This is a genomic window from Rhodococcus sp. IEGM 1381, from assembly GCF_030056795.1.
In the GTDB taxonomy this organism is placed as follows: Bacteria; Actinomycetota; Actinomycetes; order Mycobacteriales; family Mycobacteriaceae; genus Rhodococcoides.
The window spans coordinates 70,795-89,786 of the sequence record NZ_JASHKQ010000016.1; the positions used below are offsets into that span (position 1 = coordinate 70,795).

Sequence of the window (18,992 nt, forward strand, 5' to 3'; positions counted from 1 at the left end):
TCGTCTCGGGTCGCATCGGCGGCGAGGCCGAGGCGGTGGTCGTAGGGCGGCGATGAGTAGGGTCTTGAAATCTGTGTGAAATTCGACCTATGGCTTTGTGAAATAACGAACCGGCCACCGAACGGTGGCACCTCGGTTATCGGATTCCATCCTACTTTGCATGGTCGACGGTGGACCCAGCGGTACAAATCGGACGTATCTCGAAAGGGGAACAGTGCGAATGAACGATGAGAGGCTCATTCGCACGGCCGGGTTGGCCTACGTTCGGGACCGTCGAATGATCCAGGCGCGATCGGTGGGTAAGTCCGCGTTCTACATGGCCGGCGGCAAGATCGACCCCGGTGAGACTGCAGAGCAGGCATTGCACCGGGAGATCAGGGAAGAACTGGACGCAGCCGTGATCGATGTTCGGCTCCTCGGAGTGTTCGAGTGCGGGGCCTGGGGACATCCTGAGGGGACACCGCTCGAAATCACGTGCTTTCTGGCCGATTTGTCCGACGATCCGACGCCGACCAGCGAAATCGCCGAGATCAGGTACTTCACCCGGGACGAGTACGCCGCGATGCCCGACGTCGCTCCGGGGTCGCTCATGGTGTTCGACCGGATGAAGGCCCTCGATTTGATCGACTGAATCGCGTATGTTGGGTGTCGAGAGAACGTACGTTCTCTGTCGGCCACCGCGAAGGAGTCCTCAATGACGAACCTGTCCCAGAAAGCCACCACCCTGCTCGAGCTGCACAAGCCGGGCAACCCGGTCGTACTGCCGACGGTGTGGGACGCCTGGTCCGCCAACCTTGCCGTCTCCGCCGGATTCACCGCCTTGACCGTCGGCAGTCACCCCGTCTCGGACTCCATCGGCAAGCCGGACAACGAGGGCATCACCTTCGACGAACTGCTCGCCCGCATCACGCAGATCTCCGGAGCTGTCGACGCACCGCTCTCGGTCGACATCGAATCCGGCTACGGCGAGGACCCCAAGCGCTTGATCGACGGCCTCATCTCGGCCGGAGCTGTCGGCCTCAACATCGAGGACACCGTCCACAGCGAAGGCGGACGTCTCCGTGAAGCACAGGAGCACGCCGACTTCGTCGGAGCACTGCGCGCGGCGTCCGACGCCACCGACGTGCACGTGGTCATCAACGCCCGCACCGACCTGTTCGTCAAGGAGATCGGCGACGAGAACGATCGCGTCGACCGCGCCATCGCTCGTCTGAAGCTGGCCGCCGCTGCCGGAGCCGACTCGCTCTACCCTGTCGGCTTCCACAACGATGCCGACTACAAGCGTCTGGCCGAGGAACTCCCGCTGCCGATCAACGCCATCGCCAACCCCGCCGAGGGCGATCTTTCGCACTTCGCATCCCTCGGGGTCGGTCGCATCAGCTTCGGGCCGATCTTCCAGATGGTGCTCGCCAAGCGCGCCGAAGAGGTCCTCGCCCGCTGGAAGTGAGAGCGGCTTCGCCGCACGTGCACAGAACTTCGTAGCCTGCTACGAATTTCCGCTCACGACCCGTAGGCCCGCAGATGCGCCACCTGCTCGGGATCGAGTGACGGCTTGACCGTCGCCCGAGCGGTGGCGACATCGGCAGCGGTGACGGCGGCGGCATCCATCGAACGACGCATCGCCGTCAATGCGGCCTCGCGCAGCAGCGCCGCGCAATCGGCGGCGGAGTAGCCGTCGAGATCGCGGGCGAGAGATTCCAGATCCACGTCCTCGGCGAGCGGAATGGACTTGCCCGACGCCTTCAGGATCTCCACCCGGGCATCGGAATCCGGCGGCGGAACGAATACCAGACGCTCGAGTCGGCCTGGCCGCAGCAGGGCCGGGTCGATCAGATCGGGCCGGTTGGTTGCTCCTAGTACCACCACGTCACGCAACGGTTCGACGCCGTCGAGCTCGGTCAGCAGCGCTGCCACGACCCGATCGCCGACGCCCGAATCCGAGCTCTGCCCGCGCCGAGGCACGAGTGCATCGACCTCGTCCAGAAAGATCAGCGACGGCGCAGAATCGCGGGCGCGTTGAAAGAGCTCTCGCACAGCCTTTTCCGAGGAGCCGACCCACTTGTCCATCAGCTCGGCGCCTTTGACCGAGTGCACGCTGAGCTGTCCGGAGCTGGCCAGTGCCCGCACCAGAAACGTCTTGCCGCATCCGGGTGGACCGTAGAGCAGCACTCCGCGCGGCGGTTCGATTCCCAAGCGCGCGAACGAATCCGGATGTCGTAGCGGCCACAGCACCGCCTCTGTGAGTGCCTGCTTGGTCTCCACCATGTCGCCGACGTCCTCGAGGGACAGGCTCCCGATCGCGAGCTCCTCGCTACCCGAACGGGACAGCGGGCGGATCACCTGCAGAGCGCCCACCAGATCGTCCTGAGTCAACGAGGCCGCGGCCGAGTTCTCCGACGCGCGGGCTGCGGCACGCAACGCCGCCTCACGCGTCAGCGCAGCGAGATCTGCGACCACGAAACCCGGTGTTCGCGAAGAAATTTCGACAAGATCGACGTTCTCCTGCGGCACCTTCTTCAGCAGGTGTTCGAGCAATCCCTTGCGGCCGGCGGCGTCGGGCAGGGTCAGGGTGAGCTCGCGATCGCAGAGGTCCTGACCCCGTAGTCGCGCGTCGGTGGCCTCGGGATGCGCGGTCGTCGCGATGAGCGCCAGACCCGGAGTGTCGACGGCCCGGCGCAGCACGTCGAGCACGAAGGTCGACGCCGGTTCGGGATCGGACGGCAACAGTGCGTCGACGTCGGTGATCATCAGCACCCCGGAACCGGCCAGTTCGTCCACCGCAGCGGTGACCCGCTCGACGCGAGCGGACGCCTCGAGTGCGCCGATCGACGGACCGTCCAATACGACGCAGGCTCGCTCACCGATCACCGCGCGGGCCAGCGTGGCCTTGCCCACCCCGCCCGGCCCGGTGATCAGCACTCCCAGATGCGGCGATGCACCGAGCGTTGCCAGCAGTTCCGATTCGTCCAAAGCCAACCGCAGCCACTCGGTGAGTTTGGCCGACTGCGCGCTCACACCCACCAGATCCGCAGCGCTCACTCGTGGGGGCGCAGCCCTGGGAGCATGCGACGCGGATGGTGTTGTGGCGGGGGCGTTCACGACGCCGTTGCCCCAACTCACCGCCGAATTGGGCTGAACACTCACCGGCCCACCCGACGGGTCGACGGCGGAGACCGTCAACAGTTCGGTGGTCCAGGCAACCCCGAACGTCCTCGACAGTGCCTGCGTCGCCGAACTCGTCGACGTACCCGGACCCAGATCGCGGGGGAGCAGAGATACCGTGTCGCCCACCGTCAACACCTTGCCGAGCAACGCTTGCCGCAGGGTGGCGTCGGAGATGGAACCGGTGGCGAGCGCGGAGCCGGTCACCGTGACGGTCTTGGCACCGTAGACGGTGACGGGTGCGACTGCGACAGTGGCATTTTCGCGCAAGCCGGCATTGGAGAGGGTGACGTCGTCCAGCAGTGCGGTGCCCTGCGGCGAACCCTCGGGAGCTGCGGCGACGACGGCCGACGTGCGCCGAGAACCGATGAGTGACAACGCATCCCACTCCCGCAGGCCGAGGGCGGCGAGCACCTCGGGATGCAGTCGCACGACGCCTCGTCTGGCGTCGGCCGCCGAGGTGTTCAGTCGGGCGGTGAGAACGAGCTCAGGCATCTTCGAGCGAGATTCGGTCACACGGTCAACAGTAGCGGCGAGGCACTAACTACGAGGCCGACGCAGTCCCAGACGAGCCTGTGACCGCCGATTGTTACCCGGCGCGCGTCGGATGGCCCGTCGCTCGGCGCGGCGCTCGGCCGGCTTGGCGTCCCACGTGTACGGGCGCGCGGCAGTCCAGCGCTGCGATCGCACCGCGAACGGGATGTGGACCAGGTAGGCCAATACCAGTCCCATCAAGAGAACCAGCGGGAAGGTGATGAGTGCGGCGGCGAGCAGAGCCACCAGAACCAGCAGGATGGCCGCCAGCCGTGGCGGGACCGAGACCGTCTTGAGCGCGAGGGTGGGGATGCGGCTGACGATCAGAGCCGCGGTGACGATCGACCACCCGGCGACGACGTAGAACGACGCCCACCATCCGTCGCCGAATTCCTCGAACGCGGCAATCGGGGCCAGCGCGATGAGGGCACCAGCGGGTGCGGGAACGCCGGTGAAGAATTCGCGGGCGTACGCGGGGGTGTCGTCCTCGTCGAGCAACGTGTTGAAGCGGGCGAGCCGGAGCACGATGCTCACTGCGTAGACCAGTGCGACGATCCAGCCGCCGCTGCTGCCCTCGAGCAACGTGACGTACAAGACCAGTGCCGGGGCGACGCCGAACGAAATGGCGTCGGACAGCGAGTCCAGTTCGGCACCGATCTTGCTGGTGGCGTCGAGCAGTCGCGCGATTCGCCCGTCCAACGCGTCGAGAATGGCGGCGGCACCGATCATCGCGAGTGCGGTGCCGAGCTGACCGTCGAGGGCGAACTTGACCGCGGACAGACCGGAGCACAGCGCGAGAATCGTGACGACGGACGGGAGCAGACGGATGGCAGCAGGCGGCTTGGCGCGTCTGGTGATCATGTCGGTGTCTACTGCGACAGCTCGGCGAGGACCGTCTCGGCACCGACTGCGCGTTGGCCGCGTTCGACCAGCAGCGTCGTGCCCGCGGGGAAGTAGGTGTCGACGCGTGAGCCGAATCGGATCAGGCCGTACGTGTCGCCGATCGAGAGGGTGTCGCCCACCTTGGCGTTGTTGATGATGCGTCGCGCGATGAGACCGGCGATCTGCACGACGGCGACATCCTGACCGGAGTTGGTCCTGATGTGCATGCTGTTACGTTCGTTGACCTCGCTGGCTTCGGCGAGATCGGCGGATTTGAACTGGCCGCGGCGATGAACGACCTCCATCACTCGGCCGCCGACGGGAACGCGCTGAACGTGCACGTCCAGGACCGAGAGGAAGATGCTCACGCGCGGGACCGGCTCGGAACCGAGATCGAGCTCGGCCGGCGGGACGGCGGTGTCGACGAGTGTGACGAGACCGTCGGCCGGGGCTACGACGACGCCGGGGCGATTGGGCGGCACCCGTGATGGGTGGCGGAAAAAGGTGGCGCAGGCTCCGGCGGCGACGAGGCCGGCATTGCGAACCCACTTCGAGCGGCGGCCGAGTACGGCGACGGCGAGCGGACCACCGACGAACGGAAGCCCTGCTGGGTGTAGCGGTGGAACCGTTTCACGGACCAAGTCGACGATGTGAGCCACTCCCGTGCGGGGCGGTTGACCAATCGGGGCGGGACGGCGTGCCACGGTCTCCTCTAACTTTTCGTCGGACAGGTGTTGGCGAGTCGTGAGGCTGGAGCAGTCGAGGCGCAGACGCACGACTGCCGAGGCCCTCACAGCGTACGTGAGGTGCCCCGGCAGTCGGGAGCTGCGAGTCGATCAGACGCGGCTGCGACCCGTCACGAGCTTGACCAGGAACAGCAAGATGCATGCGCCGATCAGGCATGTGATGAAGCTGAAGATCAAGCCGCCACCGGCTACGTCGACGCCTACTGCACTGAGCAAGAATCCGCCCAGGAGTCCACCGATGATTCCGACGACAATGTTCAGGATGATGCCCATCTGAGCATCGGTCTTCATGATCTTGCTGCCGATCCAGCCTGCGAGTCCACCGATGATGATCCAGGCAATCCAGCCGAGTGTGGGTGTCATGTTGCGCCCCCTCTTTCCGTGTTTGTTGAACGGGTCTGTTCGAAACGACGGATGCCCGAGGGAAACAAACCTGAAACCTTCCTGAGAAAAATTAATTCTTTCCCAGCTTCTCGCTCTCGACTTTGATGCGACGCAGGGTGCTGTTCATACCCTCCACGAGCTCGACGTCGAACTCGTCGATGCCGCCGAGAATCCGCTTGACCAGAAGCGACGACACCGCCGACGTGCCGCTGGGTGCCTCCCGCTTCTCGACGACGGTTGTCCCGGTGGCGGTGGGGGTCAGGGTGTAGGACCAGATCGTCTTGTTCTCGACGACGCGAAAAGCGAGTTCACGGTTGGGTTCGAACGTGACGACCTTGGACGTCGTCGGCCAGACGAGCAGACCCTTGCGGTTGACGTTGAGCGTCTTGGTGCCCTTGCCGACCGGTCCGCCGAGGACCTTCATCTTCTTGCACTGCGGGCTCCACTCACCCATGCGCTGGAGGTCGGAGACGATCGACCAGACCGTCTCGGGGCTCGCGGCGATGTCGATCGTGGCTTCGAGAGTCTTGCTCAACGTGGGCCTCCAATTGGTCGTGGTAAGTGCACCTGACTGTCACACACAATCGTGCGCATCCTATGTGGTGGCGAACACAGCCGACCACCTAGGTGAGCGAAACTTCGTCGCCCGCTACGAACTTTCGCTCACATGCGAGCGAAGCGAGCCAGCACGAATGCGTACAGCCCGTAGAGCGCGATTCCCACTCCGGCGAGGACCAGTAGAACCTGCCCGTACGGCTGGGCGCCCAAGGTCTTGACGGCACCATCGATGCCGGTGGCCTTGGATGGATCGGACTGCAGTACCGCCACGACGACGAGGATGCCCGCCCCCACCAGCGCCGTGCCCTTGGCTGCATATCCGGCGATGCCGAGCTTGACGACGGCTCCGCCCTGGTGGCCTTCGAGGTCGTCGAGGAAATTCTTGGAGACGCCCTTGTAGACGTGGTAGCCGCCCACACCGATGACGACCAGAGCCACGACGATCAGCACGAGCTTGCCGCCGCCGGATTCCATCAACCGGGCCGAGTAGCCGGCGTTCTGCTGGCCGCTGGACTTTCCGGAACCGGTCGCGAAACCGTAGGTGGAGAACGCGAACGCGATGTAGACGACGGCCAGCGCTGCCGCCTTGAGACGGTCCAGCGCACTTCCGGCGTCGGCGTCGGACTTCTTGCCGATGATCGCCTCCAGAATGCGCCACAACGCCAGTGCCACGAAGGCGACGACCGCAACCCAGAGGGCGATTCTGCCGCCGGGCTTCTCCGCGAGCTCGGCCAGCGCCCCGGACTGGTCTGCGTTACCCGACTGGCCGAACGCCAAGCGCACCGCGATGTACCCGATCAGAATGTGCAGCACTCCGCTGACGAAGTGCCCGGCTCGCGCCGCTTTCTCGAAGGCACCGTTGTCCTGGACCGAATCGGCCACCGATTTGCCCGACGTTGAATTTTCCGACGTGTTCACGAACGTTCCCCGATCAGTTGATTTGAACGCATGTCTACCCCGAGGAGGGGCCCGAGAAACCGTGTTTCAGCACGAAACGCCGGACGAAATCCCACTGCTGCGTTAACACCGAGCGGACACTGACCGATGTAGCAAGCGGAGTGTCGGGACCAACGAAGAAATTGTTCGGAGTGATCCACCGTGAAATTACAGTCGATAATGCGTCGTACCAGCAGTGATCTACCCCTGTTGAAGACCGCCAGGATGAGCGGGAGCCCGCGGACCTGGCCGGCCGAGAAGCTCGAACGACTTCTCACGCCACACGAACTCGATCTGATCAGACGCGGCCGCATCTGACCCTGCTGTTTCCAGGCCCGCTTGCCTCCCATTCGGGGCGAGCCGGTGGCATGCTCATGAGGTTGGTGAGCATCAGTTCTGGAGGGTCATGAAACCGGTCATTCTCAGTGTCGACGACGATCCCGGAGTATCGAGGTCGGTCGCCCGCGACCTGCGCCGCCGCTACGGCGAGCAGTACCGCATCGTGCGCGCCGAATCCGGTGCCGGGGCACTGGACGCACTCAAAGAACTCACGCTGCGCGGCACCCCGGTCGCCATTTTGTTGGCCGATTACCGCATGCCCCAGATGAGCGGCATGGAATTTCTCGAGCAGGCCATGGACCTTTTCCCGACGGCCCGCCGCATCCTGCTCACCGCCTACGCGGACACCGACGCGGCGATCGACGCCATCAACGTCATCGATCTCGATTACTACTTGCTCAAGCCGTGGGATCCGCCCGAGGAAAAGCTCTACCCCGTGCTCGACGCCCAACTCGAGGCCTGGTGCGCGTACGACCACCGAGCCGTCGAGGACACCAAGATCGTCGGCCACCGCTGGTCTGCGCGGTCGTCGGAGATTCGCGAGTTCCTCGCCCGCAATCAACTGCCCTACCGGTGGTACATGTCCGACGAGTCCGAGGGCGCGCGTCTGTTGGTCGCGGCGGGTGTGGCCGACGACCGGCTCCCGGTGGTCATCACCACCGAGGGCGATGCGCTGATCGAACCGTCCGACGCCGAACTCGGTAACCGGCTCGGCTTGACCGTGTCGCCGTCGGAGGAGTTCTACGATCTCGTCGTGATCGGCGGCGGTCCGGCAGGACTGGGAGCGGCTCTGTACGGCGCGTCGGAGGGTCTGCGGACGACTCTGATCGAGCGGACCGCGACGGGCGGCCAGGCCGGTCAGAGCTCTCGCATCGAGAATTACCTGGGATTTCCCGACGGGGTCTCGGGTGCGCAGCTGGCCGAGCGAGCCCGTCGGCAGGCGTTGAAGTTCGGTGCCGAGGTCGTCACCACGCAGGACGTGGTGGGGCTGGACGTCAACGGATCCGCGCGCACAGTGCGGTTCGCAGACGGCCGCAGCATCAATGCGCAGACGATCATCCTGTCCACCGGCGTCGCCTACCGCAGGCTGGATGCACCGGGCATCGACGACTTCACCGGCCGTGGGGTCTTCTACGGTTCGGCGATGACCGAGGCCGCGCGCTGCGCCGAGCAGGACGTCTACATCGTGGGCGGCGCGAACTCGGCCGGTCAGGCAGCGGTGTACCTCTCACGCGGGGCCAAGTCGGTCACCATCTTGATCCGTGCCACCTCGCTCGAAGCGTCGATGTCGTACTACCTGATCAAGCAGATCGAAGAGAATCCGAAGATCAGCGTTCGGCCGTGCACCGAAGTCGTGGGCGTGGCAGGCGACGGTCACCTCGAATCGATCACGCTGCGCAACCGGGCCACCGACGAGACCACGACAGTCGACGCGCAGTACCTGTTCCTGTTCATCGGGGCGGCACCGCGCACCGAGTGGCTCGACGGAGTGCTCGTTCGGGACGATCATGGATTCGTGGTCACCGGGCCGGATCTCGTCGTCGACGGACGCGGGCCCGCGGGGTGGACGCCCGCCCGCCTGCCGCATCACCTCGAGACCAGTGTGCCCGGGGTGTTCGCGGCCGGGGACGTTCGATCCGACTCGGCCAAACGCGTCGCGTCGGCAGTGGGAGAGGGAGCAATGGCTGTGATGCTGGTGCACAGATATCTGGCAAATCCATGACAGGGCAGGAGCGGAGCCCGCGGAGCGACCAGAATGCGCAGCCGGCGTGTGATCCGAACGAGCTGAAGACGCTGTTTCTGTTCGAGAAGTTGACCGACTCCCAGCTCGCGGAGCTGTGTCGCGACGGGCGCATCGAGACCATCGAACCGGGGCCGGTGTACGCCGAGGGCGACCCGGCGACGTGTTTCTACGTCTTGATGGACGGTGCCGTTGTGCTCTCGAAGCTCTCGGGCGGCGAGGATCTGGTGATCAACCGAACGTCGCAACGCGGGGTGTATGCCGGCGCGTGGCAGGCATATCTGGGTGATCGGGTGCCGCAGACGTACCAGGGTTCGATGCGGGTGAGTGAGCCCTCGCGCTTCTTCGTGCTCGACGCGGACTGCTTCGCTTCGATCGTGCGCGAGTGGTTTCCGATGGCCTTGCATCTTCTCGAAGGATTGTTCTTCGGCAATCAGAACACCAAGCAAGTGGTGGAGCAGCGAGAGCGCTTGTTGGCGTTGGGTTCTCTGTCGGCCGGGTTGACCCACGAGCTCAACAACCCGGCGGCGGCCGCGGTGCGGGCGACTTCTGCGTTGCGGAATCGGGTGGGGCACATGCGGCAGAAATTGGCGATGATCGCCGGCGGCACCCTCGACCGTGCCAGCCTGGCGCGTCTGGTCGAACTGCAGAACGAGGCCGTGGAGTTGGTGGCCAAGGCTCCCAAGTTGACGGCCATGGAGGCGTCGGACCGCGAGGACGAACTTGGAGAATGGTTCGAGGACAAGGCTATTCGAGACGGCTGGGATCTGGCCCCCACTTTCGTCTCGGCGGGGCTCGATGTGCCGTGGCTCGATCGGGTATCGGCGACCGTCGACGATCCGGCCATGCTCGAGGGCGCGATTCGGTGGATCGACTACACGGTCGAAACCGAGTTGCTGATGAACGAGATTGCGGATTCGACCACACGAATCTCCACGCTGGTCGGTGCTGCGAAGCAGTATTCGCAGATGGACCGTGCGCCGTACCAGACCGTGGATGTGCGGGAGTTGCTCGACAGCACACTGATCATGTTGGGCCGCAAGATCGGTGACGACATCGCGGTGGTCAAGGAATACGATCCGGCGGTGCCATCCATTCCCGCCTACGCCGCCGAGCTCAACCAGGTGTGGACGAACCTGATCGACAATGCGGTGCAGGCGATGGGATCCAAGGGCACCCTGACAGTGCGCACGTCGTTGGACGAGGATCAGGTGCAGATCGAGATCTGCGACACCGGACCCGGTGTGCCGCAGGAGATTCGGTCACGCATCTTCGAGCCGTTCTTCACCACCAAGGCCGTCGGCGAGGGTACCGGCCTCGGCCTCGACATCTCGTGGCGCATCGTGGTGAAGAAGCACCAGGGTGACCTGCAGGTGGTGTCCGAACCTGGGAACACGCGCTTCATCGTGAGACTGCCAGTCCAACCCGCTGTCGAGGAGGCATCATGACCATCGAAGGTATCGACCCGCAGGTTCCGCCGTCGGGACCTGGCTGTGTCGAGTGCACGCAGATGCAGGGCTGGTGGGTGCACCTGCGTCGGTGTGCGCAGTGCGGTCATATCGGGTGCTGCGATTCCTCGCCGTCGCAGCACGCCAGCAAGCACGCCGAATCCACTCGACATCAGTTCGTGCGGAGCTACGAACCCGGCGAGGAATGGTTCTACAACTACGCGGACGAGCAGATGTACGACGGTCCGGAACTTGCACCGCCGCAGCATCATCCACTCGACCAGACGGTTCCCGGCCCGCGTGAACGGGTGCCGTCGAACTGGCAGAGTTTGATCAACTGACCCGTTCGGCACCGGTGAAACAGTTGGTATCGAAGAGATGAACACCGCAAATCGGGCCGGTGTTGTGGGTAATCTCGCTCCATGACGTTGATTGCGGAGGATCTGCTGCTGTTGTTGCTCGACGACGAGTCGGGCAAGCCGTTGGCCGACAGCACGAAGTTGCCGCGGGTGCTGGCCGGTGCGTTGGTCGTCGAGCTCGCCATGAGTGGATCGCTCCGCATCACCGGCCTCGATGAGCAGGTCAAGAAGGATCACGTAGTCGTGTCGGGGGAACCACCGACCGAATCAGTTCTGCGTCGGGTGTTCGATCTCGTGGCGACGACGTCACGTCCGATGAAGCCGCAGAAGGTGATCGAGAAGTCGCAGAAGAACCTGGCCAAGGAACTGGCCGCGCGTCTCGTGTCGCAGGGTTTCGTCACCGAGAAGCAGGACAAGGTGCTCGGGTTGTTCCCGACGACGACGTGGCCCGCGCGCGATACCTCGCGGGAGAAGGTGTTGCGAGATGCGTTACGAAGCGCGCTCGTCGACGGCACGACGCCCGAGCCGCATTCCGCGGCCCTGATCTCGCTCATCTCGGCAGTCGATCTCACTCACAAGGTCATCACAGATGCGGACAAGAAGCTGTTGAAGAAGCGGGCCAAGGAGATTGCCGAGGGTGAGTGGGCAGGAGAGGCAGTGCGCAAGGCGGTCTCCGACGTCAACACCGCGGTGATGGCCGCGGTCATGGTGCCCGTCATCGTCTCGACCACGAGCAGCTGAGGCGACATGAGAAGCATTGCGATTCTGCTGTTCGACGACGTCGAGGTGCTCGACGCCTGCGGGCCGTTCGAGGTGTTCTCGGTGGCCAATCGGGTTGCCGAACGTGCCGGTAGCGCAGCACCTTTCGACGTGACGCTCGTCGGGCTCGAGGACGGAGCGGTGCGCGCGCGAGGTGGGATGCGGACCGGCGTCGACACCACGATCGACGATCCGCGGATCTACGACCTCGTCTTGGTTCCCGGCGGCGTCGTCGACGCGGTCGAAGCGGACGGCCGAGTTCTGGAGTGGCTGCAGCGAATTCGACCCACCGCAGAGGTTGTCGCGTCGGTGTGCACCGGTGCGTTCGTGCTCGCGGCGGCGGGACTGCTCGATGCGCGTCCGGTCACGACGCACTGGGAAGATCTGGAATTGCTGCGGACAAGGTGGCCCGCGCTCGTTGTGCACGAGGGCGTGCGGTACATCGATCACGGTGATCTGGCGACGTCGGCCGGAATCAGTGCCGGTCTGGATCTCGCGCTGCATCTGGTCGCGCGGTGGGCGGGCGCGGATCACGCCCTCGCCACCGCGAGCCAGATGGACTATGACTGGTCAGGCGCTGAGCACCCGTAGAACCAGCGCGACGACGGCGAACACGGCGAGTCCGGCAGCCGGGGCGAAGTCCTTGTCCTTGGCACGGAGGTGCGCTCCGACTGCGCCGACGAAGTAGAGGATGACGCCGACAGCAGCAGCCACGCCGATGGGCCAGACCAACAGGCCGACCAGGAGACCGATGGCACCGAGTATCTCCGCGTAGGCCAACCACGGAATCTTGTCGGCGGGGACGCCCACCTGCTCGAGCATCGGGATGACGGAGGGATTTTTCGTCAGTTTGCCGATCGCCGAGAACGTGAGCGCCACGGCGAGCAGTACCGAGACGACGAGGGTTGCGATGAACATGATCCCTGCTTTCATTTCTGAGGCCACTAGTTATTCAGAAGTAGCAAGGCGGACTGTAGCACCTCGGTAGGGTGGAGTCATGGTCATGAACGAGCAGCCACATGATCCTCGGGCCTGTGACGGGGCGCTGACCAAAGCGTTCGGCTTCCTCGGCAAGAGATGGAACGGACTGCTGTTGGCGACGCTGATGAACGGGCCGATGGGATTCTCGGACCTGCGCCGCGCCGTCGGCGGCATCAGTGACTCGGTGCTGTCGGAGCGACTCGGAGAACTCGGCAAAGCGGGCCTGGTGGCGCGCGCCGTCACGGACGGGCCGCCGATCTCGGTGGAGTACAGCCTGACGACGTCGGGTGAGGCGCTGCTCCCGTCACTCGACGCGCTGACCGACTGGGCTTCGAACAACCTCTGACCCCCGCGACGCCTGTCGCGAGGGCCAGAGACAAATCGTTCGGTCAGCCGGGGTTCTTGCTGTCCTTCTGCCCCTCGGCCGAGTCGGCGAACTCCTGAGTGTCGAACACCTCGCCGCCCAGTGGATCGACGGGAGCATTGTCACTCGAGTATTCGACGGCTCCGGTCTCGGGATGAACCTCGAGCTGTTCGGTAGACACCTCGTGCACCGCCAGTACGACGGTTCCGCCGCGCGTGGGTGAGGTCAGCCCGTCCTGTGACGGTGTCAGGCCGGAGAACGTGCTCGAAATACCTGCCGTCGCCCTCTTGCGTGGATTGGCCCGAGCAGGGTCCGGTTCGCTGCCCGCCACCTCCGGCGTGGAGGTCACTCGTACGTACCTCGGAGTGGTGGCGACGTCGTAGCGGAAGGCCTTGAGCATCGACACGCAGGCGAGCACCAGAATGATCGAGAACGGCACGGCCGTGGCTATCGACATTGTTTGCAGGGCCGTCAACGATCCTGTTCCGCCGATGAGGAGCAGAACCGTCGCTACCACGCCTTCGAGAATCGACCAGTACACGCGGGTGATCTTCGGGGGCTCGAGGTCGCCGCCGGTGGAGAGGATGTCGATGACCAGCGAGCCGGAGTCGGAGGATGTCACGAAGAAGAACACGATGACGAAGATCGCCAGCACGCTGCTGATCGTCGCCAACGGCAACGTGTCGAGCAGCTGAAACAGGCTCGTGTTGGTGTCGACGGCTCCGTCGACCAACAGGTCGCCGTTCTCGCGCTGACGCAGGATGCCGGCATCGCCGAAGATCGTGAACCACAGCGACCCGATGATCGTCGGTGCCAGCAACACTCCGAACACGAACTCGCGGATGGTGCGGCCGCGTGAGATGCGAGCGATGAACATGCCGACGAACGGTGCCCAGCTCATCCACCAGCCCCAGTAGAAGATGGTCCAGTCGCCGGTCCAGCCGTCGTCGGAGAACGGTGACGTGCGCAGCATCAACTCGGGCAATGCCTGGATGTAGCCGCCGAGGTTCTGCACCCACGACTGCATGAGAAACAGGCTCGGTCCGGCAATCAGAACGAAGACTGCCAGAGCTGCGGCCATTCCCATATTGATGTTGGAGAGCCATTTGAGACCGCGTGAGACGCCGGACACGACGGAGAACGTCGCGAGACCGGTGACCGCGGCGATGATGATGACCGTCACCCAGTTGTTGGTATCGACCCAACCCAGGTATTCGAGGCCGGCCGAGATCTGTTGCACACCGAATCCGAGCGAGGTGGCCACGCCGAACAATGTGCCGATGATTGCTACGGCGTCGATCGCATGGCCGATGCCGCCCTCGATGCGCTTGCGCCCCAGGAGCGGCTCGAGCAGCCAACGCACGGACAGCGGGCGTCCCTTGCGGTACGTCATGTAGGCCAGCCCCAAGCCGACCACGACGTAGATGGCCCAGGCGTGCAGACCCCAGTGGAACAGCGTCAGCTCCATCGCCTGACGGGCGGCCGGGTCGGTGCTGCCCGGAACACCGTCGGCCTCTGGTGGTGTGACGTAATGCGAAAGCGGCTCGGCGACGCCGTAGAACACCAGCCCGATGCCCATTCCGGCGCTGAACAGCATCGCGAACCAGGACAGGACGCCGAATTCGGGCTTCTCGTCGTCACGTCCGAGTCGAATGCTTCCGACCTTGCTCAGTCCGCAGTACAGAGCAAAAACGACGAATCCGGTGGTGGCCAGGATGTACCACCAGCCGACCCCGTCGGTGATGGCGTTGTTGAGCGTGTCGAATGCGTCGGCGGCGGTGCCGGCGTAGATCACCGAGAAGGCGATCATGACAAAAATGACGATAGATGCGGGGACGAAGACCGGCTTGAGCAGGCCGCCCCACGCTTCTTTTACTGCTTTCACTTACTTGACTTCCTTACAACTCGAGTCGAGGTGATCGGCTGACCACTATCGGTTTGCCGTTCTTTTTCTCTTGTCTTGGTCAAGTACAGGTAAACACCATAAACGAGAATGCCCTGGTGACGAAACTGCCGAGTCGCCTCCCGCTCGAGGACGGACTACAGTTCTGTCGATGCTGCGGTCTCGTCCGGTCGTCCTTCACGGGAGTCGCTGTGCTGCGAGTAGCACTGCTGCACAGGTGATTCCGTGAAACCCGGCCGGTTGCAGCCTGGGGCAGATTTCGCCGGCTTTCGAGTGCAACGGTGCCTCGGGGTCGGCGGCATGAGCGAGGTGTACCTGGTTCTCGGCCGCGGGCACGATCGACTCGAAGCGCTCAAGATCCTCGATCGCGAAGCATCACGATCGCCGCGACTCCGTACCAAGTTTCGGACCGAGGCCACCGTTGCTGCGCTGTTGGTGCATCCGAACATCGTGTCGGTGCACGAACACGGTGAGTTCGAGCAGCAGCTGTGGATGTCGATGCATTACGTCGACGGGTACAGCGCGGCGCGGCTGGTCGCTCGCGGACAGATCGCGCTCGACGTCTCCCGGGTGGCGCGCATCGTCGCCGAGGTGGCCAAGGGGCTCGACTATGCCCACTCGAACGGCGTCCTGCACCGGGACGTCAAACCGTCGAACATCCTCATCTCCACCGAGCGGGTGGACGGCTACGAGCAGGTGTTGTTGTCCGACTGGGGAATTGCGCGTCTGGTCGAGGACTCGACCCCGCTGGTCGTCGGCGGGACGGTGCTGGCGTCCATCCACTACGCGGCACCGGAACTGCTCCGCGGGGGAGTGCTGAGCGCGCAGACCGACGTCTACGCATTGGGCGCGACGCTGGTCGAATTGCTCACGGGGCGAACGCCGTACCCCTTGGCCACGCCACTCGCGATCACCGCAGCTCATCTGTCGGCCGAGCCGCCCGCGGTGACGCGGCGTCGGCGGTCACTGCCGCGGGGACTCGACGCGGTGGTCGCACGCGCGTTGGCCAAGGACCCGGCGCATCGTTTCGAGACTTGCGTGGACCTTGCCGACGCCGTCGCTGCCGCCATTGCAGCAGGGATTCCGGAACCGCCTGTGCGGCGCTCACCGTTCACTCGATCGAGATGGCTCAGGTTTTCTTGACCGATCGTTCTTGACTGATCGGTCATCTATCTGACAAGCTCGATGTGTGGGACGAACCAGAAGTTTCGACGAGGCAGAGGTCGTGGCTTCGGCTGCCCACCAGTTTCGGACCAACGGCTACGAGGCAACCTCGCTCGACGACCTGCTGAGGGTCACCGGACTGCATCGCGGCAGTCTCTACCAGGCTTTCGGTAGCAAGCGGGGGTTGTTCCTCGCCGCGCTGACCCGAACCGAACGGGATCTGGATCTGCTGCTCGTGGCTCTGCTGGAACTCGCACCCTCGGACGACCAAGTGCGTGATCTCTGTGCGAGGAGCCTGCTCGGCCTCGCCGCCGAGGACGCCGCCCAAGTGCTCGGCGAACGCTTACTCGGGCGCGCCCGCGTCACGTTGTCTGCCGCCATCGAAGGAGAAGATCAATGAACTCAGTGACCGTCGTCGATGCCGTTTTGATCGTCGAACCGCGAGGGCTGGACAAGCTGTGGTCGTTCACCCGTCGACTCCGGATACCGTTGACGCACGTTCGCGGCGCGACCCACGATCCGGGAGCTGCCAACGAGCCCAAGGGAATCCGAGCACCCGGGCTGGGCTTGCCGGGCAAGACCGCCGGCACTTTTCATCGTGACGGCGTCAAGACGTTCTACAGCGTGACCGGGAGCAAAGACACGATCGTGATCGAACTGCAGGACGAGAAGTATCAGCGGCTCGTTCTGTCGGTCGATGATCCACGTGCAGTGGTTCGGCAGATCAACCTTGCGGCCGCGTGATTCGACCCAGCAAGAGGCAGGGCCCCGCATCGAGTCGATGCAGGGCCCTGTTCCTCGGGGTGTAAGGGTCACTCCTCCGGTTCGGTCGGGCGATTCGCCACCACCGGGTACTGACCGGTGTAGCCCAACCGTTCCTCGGCGACGGTGAGCACCTTGGTGCGAACCAGGAACCAGCCACCGATCAGCGCGGGAATGATGACCACCAGGGTGGCGATGGTCCACGACCCGATCGGAGCGTCGAAGGCCATCAGTACCAGCACGCCGAACAGGAACACCAGCGTTGCGTAGCTGGTGTACGCCGCGCCGAAGAGGCGGAACTTGGGCCGCTCCACGATGCCCTTCTTGGACCAGCGGAACAGCTGGATCTGGCACAGGACGATGGTTGCCCAGCTGGCGATGATGCCCAGTGCCGACATGTTCAGCACGATCTCGAACGCCTCGCCGGGGGCGATAGCGTTGAGGGCGACACCGAACAGGGTGATGAAGCAGGTGAGCAGAATGCCGCCGAACGGAACGCCGCCCTTGGTCATCTTCTTGGTGAACTCCGGCGCGCTGCCGTTCATCGCCATCGACCGCAGGATGCGGCCGGTCGAGTACAGGCCGGCGTTCAGGGAAGACAGTGCCGCCGTGAGCACCACGATGTTCATGATGGTGCCCGCGCCGCCGAGGCCGATGCTCGAGAAGAACGTCACGAACGGTGAGGTGCCGGACTGGTACGCGGTGTACGGCATGAGCAGTGCGAGCAGTACGAGCGAGCCGACGTAGAACAGTGCGATACGTGCGATGACCGAGTTGATCGCCCTCGGCATGATCTTCTCCGGGTTCTCGGTCTCACCTGCCGCTGTGCCCACCAATTCGACTGCGGCGTAAGCGAAAACAACACCCGAGATGACGATGACCAACGGCCATGCACCCGACGGGAACAAGCCGCCGTTGTCGGTGATGAGACTGATGCCTGGCATCTGGGTACCGACGGGGATCCGGCCTGCGAGGAACACGACGCCCACGATCAGGAACGTCACCAAGGCGATGACCTTGATGATGGCCGCCCAGAACTCCATCTCGCCGAACCACTTGACCGACACGAGATTCAGGCTCATGACGATGACCAGCGCGACCAACGCGATGGCCCACTGCGGGATCACCTCGAAGCTGCCCCAGTAATGCATGTACGTCGCGATAGCGGTGACGTCGACGATGGCCGTCATCGCCCAGTTCAGGAAGTACATCCACCCGGCGACGAACGCGGCTTTCTCGCCGAAGAACTCACGCGCGTAGGAGACGAAACTGCCCGACGACGGACGGTGCAGCACCAGCTCGCCGAGGGCACGCAGAATGAAGAAGACGAAGATTCCACAGAGCGCGTAGGCGAGGAAGAGGCCGGGCCCGGCGCTGGCGAGGCGTCCGCCCGCGCCGAGGAACAGGCCGGTGCCGATTGCGCCACCGATCGCGATCATCTGCAACTGCCGAGGTTTGAGGCCCTTGTGGTAGCCCTCTTCCTCGTGGTCCATCGCCGAGTTGTCGTACGAGGTGTCGACCGTATCGGACATGTTTCGATCCTTACTGTCGGATTTGTAGGGTTTTGTCCGAATTTTTCGGCGTCGAAGCCGTTGTCGCTCAACGGTATTAGCGTCGAAGGTTCGATGCACAGTATTCGGATGTTAACAACGCGTACGGGTGTGAACAGTGTGTGACTAATCGCGGCTCGGCTGAGCATCTGCTCGAGACGTGCGTCGCGCGGTGGCGTCGGAATCGGTGTCGTCGTGGTTCGCCCCTCGGCCGGTACCCGTGGTCGACCTTGCACTCGCCATGGTCGAGTGCTAGAAATGCAGTTGGCACTCTCGACACGTGAGTGCCAGGTCGGGACACGGTGAGGCCGGGGAATCAACGACACCCCTGGTCGTCCGTCGCGGGCACCGAGCTCGGCCAGCAATGTGTCACCCCCAATCCGGAGGATCACTTCGCAATGGCCAAGATCATCGCGTTCG

Annotated in this window: 20 protein-coding genes; 11 read left to right on the top strand and 9 right to left on the bottom strand. The window is 64.2% G+C overall.

Translation table 11 applies throughout. The features are described from left to right. The first annotated feature begins 220 nt into the window (after positions 1 to 220). Together QM797_RS22685 and QM797_RS22690 are read left to right on the top strand one after the other, a co-directional pair. Positions 221 to 631, top strand: a complete 411-nt coding sequence (locus QM797_RS22685; RefSeq protein WP_283277915.1) for an NUDIX hydrolase — start codon at positions 221 to 223, stop codon at positions 629 to 631. A gap of 63 nt (positions 632 to 694) precedes the next feature. Next, positions 695 to 1,447: an isocitrate lyase/PEP mutase family protein gene (locus tag QM797_RS22690; RefSeq protein WP_037148829.1), complete on the top strand. Its 753-nt coding sequence runs from the start codon at positions 695 to 697 to the stop codon at positions 1,445 to 1,447. 53 nt (positions 1,448 to 1,500) lie between these two features. Here the strand turns inward: QM797_RS22690 and QM797_RS22695 are convergent, their stop codons facing one another. The 6 genes from QM797_RS22695 to QM797_RS22720 all read right to left on the bottom strand — a co-directional run bounded on the left by QM797_RS22695 (position 1,501) and on the right by QM797_RS22720 (position 7,184). Next, positions 1,501 to 3,657 (bottom strand): AAA family ATPase, encoded by a 2,157-nt coding sequence (locus QM797_RS22695; protein ID WP_283277935.1) that lies wholly within the window; start codon positions 3,655 to 3,657, stop codon positions 1,501 to 1,503. Between the two features lie 45 nt (positions 3,658 to 3,702). Further along, positions 3,703 to 4,557 (bottom strand): CDP-diacylglycerol--serine O-phosphatidyltransferase, encoded by an 855-nt coding sequence (gene pssA, locus QM797_RS22700; protein WP_283277916.1) that lies wholly within the window; start codon positions 4,555 to 4,557, stop codon positions 3,703 to 3,705. Between the two features lie 8 nt (positions 4,558 to 4,565). Beyond that, positions 4,566 to 5,282, bottom strand: coding sequence for a phosphatidylserine decarboxylase (locus tag QM797_RS22705; RefSeq protein WP_283277917.1), 717 nt, complete (start codon positions 5,280 to 5,282; stop codon positions 4,566 to 4,568). A gap of 132 nt (positions 5,283 to 5,414) precedes the next feature. Next, positions 5,415 to 5,687, bottom strand: a complete 273-nt coding sequence (locus QM797_RS22710; RefSeq protein ID WP_094632631.1) for a GlsB/YeaQ/YmgE family stress response membrane protein — start codon at positions 5,685 to 5,687, stop codon at positions 5,415 to 5,417. A gap of 91 nt (positions 5,688 to 5,778) precedes the next feature. Continuing rightward, complete coding sequence (locus QM797_RS22715) at positions 5,779 to 6,243, bottom strand: SRPBCC family protein (protein WP_283277918.1); 465 nt, start codon at positions 6,241 to 6,243, stop codon at positions 5,779 to 5,781. Positions 6,244 to 6,371: 128 nt separating this feature from the next. Continuing rightward, positions 6,372 to 7,184 (bottom strand): DUF1206 domain-containing protein, encoded by an 813-nt coding sequence (locus QM797_RS22720; protein ID WP_283277919.1) that lies wholly within the window; start codon positions 7,182 to 7,184, stop codon positions 6,372 to 6,374. Between the two features lie 424 nt (positions 7,185 to 7,608). On the opposite strand from QM797_RS22720, the gene QM797_RS22725 reads away from it, so the two are divergent. The 5 genes from QM797_RS22725 (at position 7,609) to QM797_RS22745 (ending at position 12,439) form a co-directional block, all read left to right on the top strand. Further along, positions 7,609 to 9,264, top strand: coding sequence for an NAD(P)/FAD-dependent oxidoreductase (locus QM797_RS22725; RefSeq protein WP_283277920.1), 1,656 nt, complete (start codon positions 7,609 to 7,611; stop codon positions 9,262 to 9,264). Continuing rightward, the gene (locus QM797_RS22730; RefSeq protein ID WP_283277921.1) at positions 9,261 to 10,730 is read left to right on the top strand and encodes an ATP-binding protein; all 1,470 of its coding nucleotides are present in this window, start codon (positions 9,261 to 9,263) and stop codon (positions 10,728 to 10,730) included. Before QM797_RS22725 ends, QM797_RS22730 begins: the two co-directional genes overlap by 4 nt. Continuing rightward, entirely contained in the window at positions 10,727 to 11,071 is a 345-nt protein-coding gene (locus QM797_RS22735) for a UBP-type zinc finger domain-containing protein (protein ID WP_283277922.1), read from the top strand. The genes QM797_RS22730 and QM797_RS22735 overlap by 4 nt, the downstream gene beginning before the upstream one ends. 81 nt (positions 11,072 to 11,152) lie before the next feature. Further along, complete coding sequence (locus QM797_RS22740) at positions 11,153 to 11,830, top strand: GOLPH3/VPS74 family protein (RefSeq protein ID WP_283277923.1); 678 nt, start codon at positions 11,153 to 11,155, stop codon at positions 11,828 to 11,830. Between the two features lie 6 nt (positions 11,831 to 11,836). Continuing rightward, the gene (locus QM797_RS22745) at positions 11,837 to 12,439 is read left to right on the top strand and encodes a DJ-1/PfpI family protein (RefSeq protein ID WP_283277924.1); all 603 of its coding nucleotides are present in this window, start codon (positions 11,837 to 11,839) and stop codon (positions 12,437 to 12,439) included. On the opposite strand, the gene QM797_RS22750 is transcribed toward QM797_RS22745, so the two are convergent. Further along, complete coding sequence (locus tag QM797_RS22750; RefSeq protein ID WP_283277925.1) at positions 12,419 to 12,766, bottom strand: DoxX family protein; 348 nt, start codon at positions 12,764 to 12,766, stop codon at positions 12,419 to 12,421. The genes QM797_RS22745 and QM797_RS22750 overlap by 21 nt on opposite strands. A 79-nt stretch (positions 12,767 to 12,845) precedes the next feature. On the opposite strand from QM797_RS22750, the gene QM797_RS22755 reads away from it, so the two are divergent. Beyond that, positions 12,846 to 13,175: a winged helix-turn-helix transcriptional regulator gene (locus QM797_RS22755; protein WP_283277926.1), complete on the top strand. Its 330-nt coding sequence runs from the start codon at positions 12,846 to 12,848 to the stop codon at positions 13,173 to 13,175. A gap of 43 nt (positions 13,176 to 13,218) precedes the next feature. Here the strand turns inward: QM797_RS22755 and QM797_RS22760 are convergent, their stop codons facing one another. Further along, positions 13,219 to 15,078 (bottom strand): BCCT family transporter, encoded by a 1,860-nt coding sequence (locus QM797_RS22760; RefSeq protein WP_283277927.1) that lies wholly within the window; start codon positions 15,076 to 15,078, stop codon positions 13,219 to 13,221. 291 nt (positions 15,079 to 15,369) lie between these two features. Here QM797_RS22760 and QM797_RS22765 point away from each other — a divergent pair, with 291 nt between their 5' ends. Genes QM797_RS22765 through QM797_RS22775 form a run of 3 tightly spaced genes read left to right on the top strand, consistent with a single transcriptional unit; the run spans position 15,370 to position 17,004 of the window. Then, positions 15,370 to 16,239: a serine/threonine-protein kinase gene (locus tag QM797_RS22765; RefSeq protein ID WP_283277936.1), complete on the top strand. Its 870-nt coding sequence runs from the start codon at positions 15,370 to 15,372 to the stop codon at positions 16,237 to 16,239. Positions 16,240 to 16,285: 46 nt separating this feature from the next. Continuing rightward, positions 16,286 to 16,660: a TetR/AcrR family transcriptional regulator gene (locus QM797_RS26410; RefSeq protein ID WP_502942381.1), complete on the top strand. Its 375-nt coding sequence runs from the start codon at positions 16,286 to 16,288 to the stop codon at positions 16,658 to 16,660. Then, positions 16,657 to 17,004: a PH domain-containing protein gene (locus QM797_RS22775; protein WP_283277928.1), complete on the top strand. Its 348-nt coding sequence runs from the start codon at positions 16,657 to 16,659 to the stop codon at positions 17,002 to 17,004. Before QM797_RS26410 ends, QM797_RS22775 begins: the two co-directional genes overlap by 4 nt. A 68-nt stretch (positions 17,005 to 17,072) precedes the next feature. Here QM797_RS22775 and QM797_RS22780 read toward each other — a convergent pair whose 3' ends face one another. After that, the gene (locus QM797_RS22780; protein WP_283277929.1) at positions 17,073 to 18,554 is read right to left on the bottom strand and encodes an amino acid permease; all 1,482 of its coding nucleotides are present in this window, start codon (positions 18,552 to 18,554) and stop codon (positions 17,073 to 17,075) included. Positions 18,555 to 18,992 lie beyond the last annotated feature (438 nt).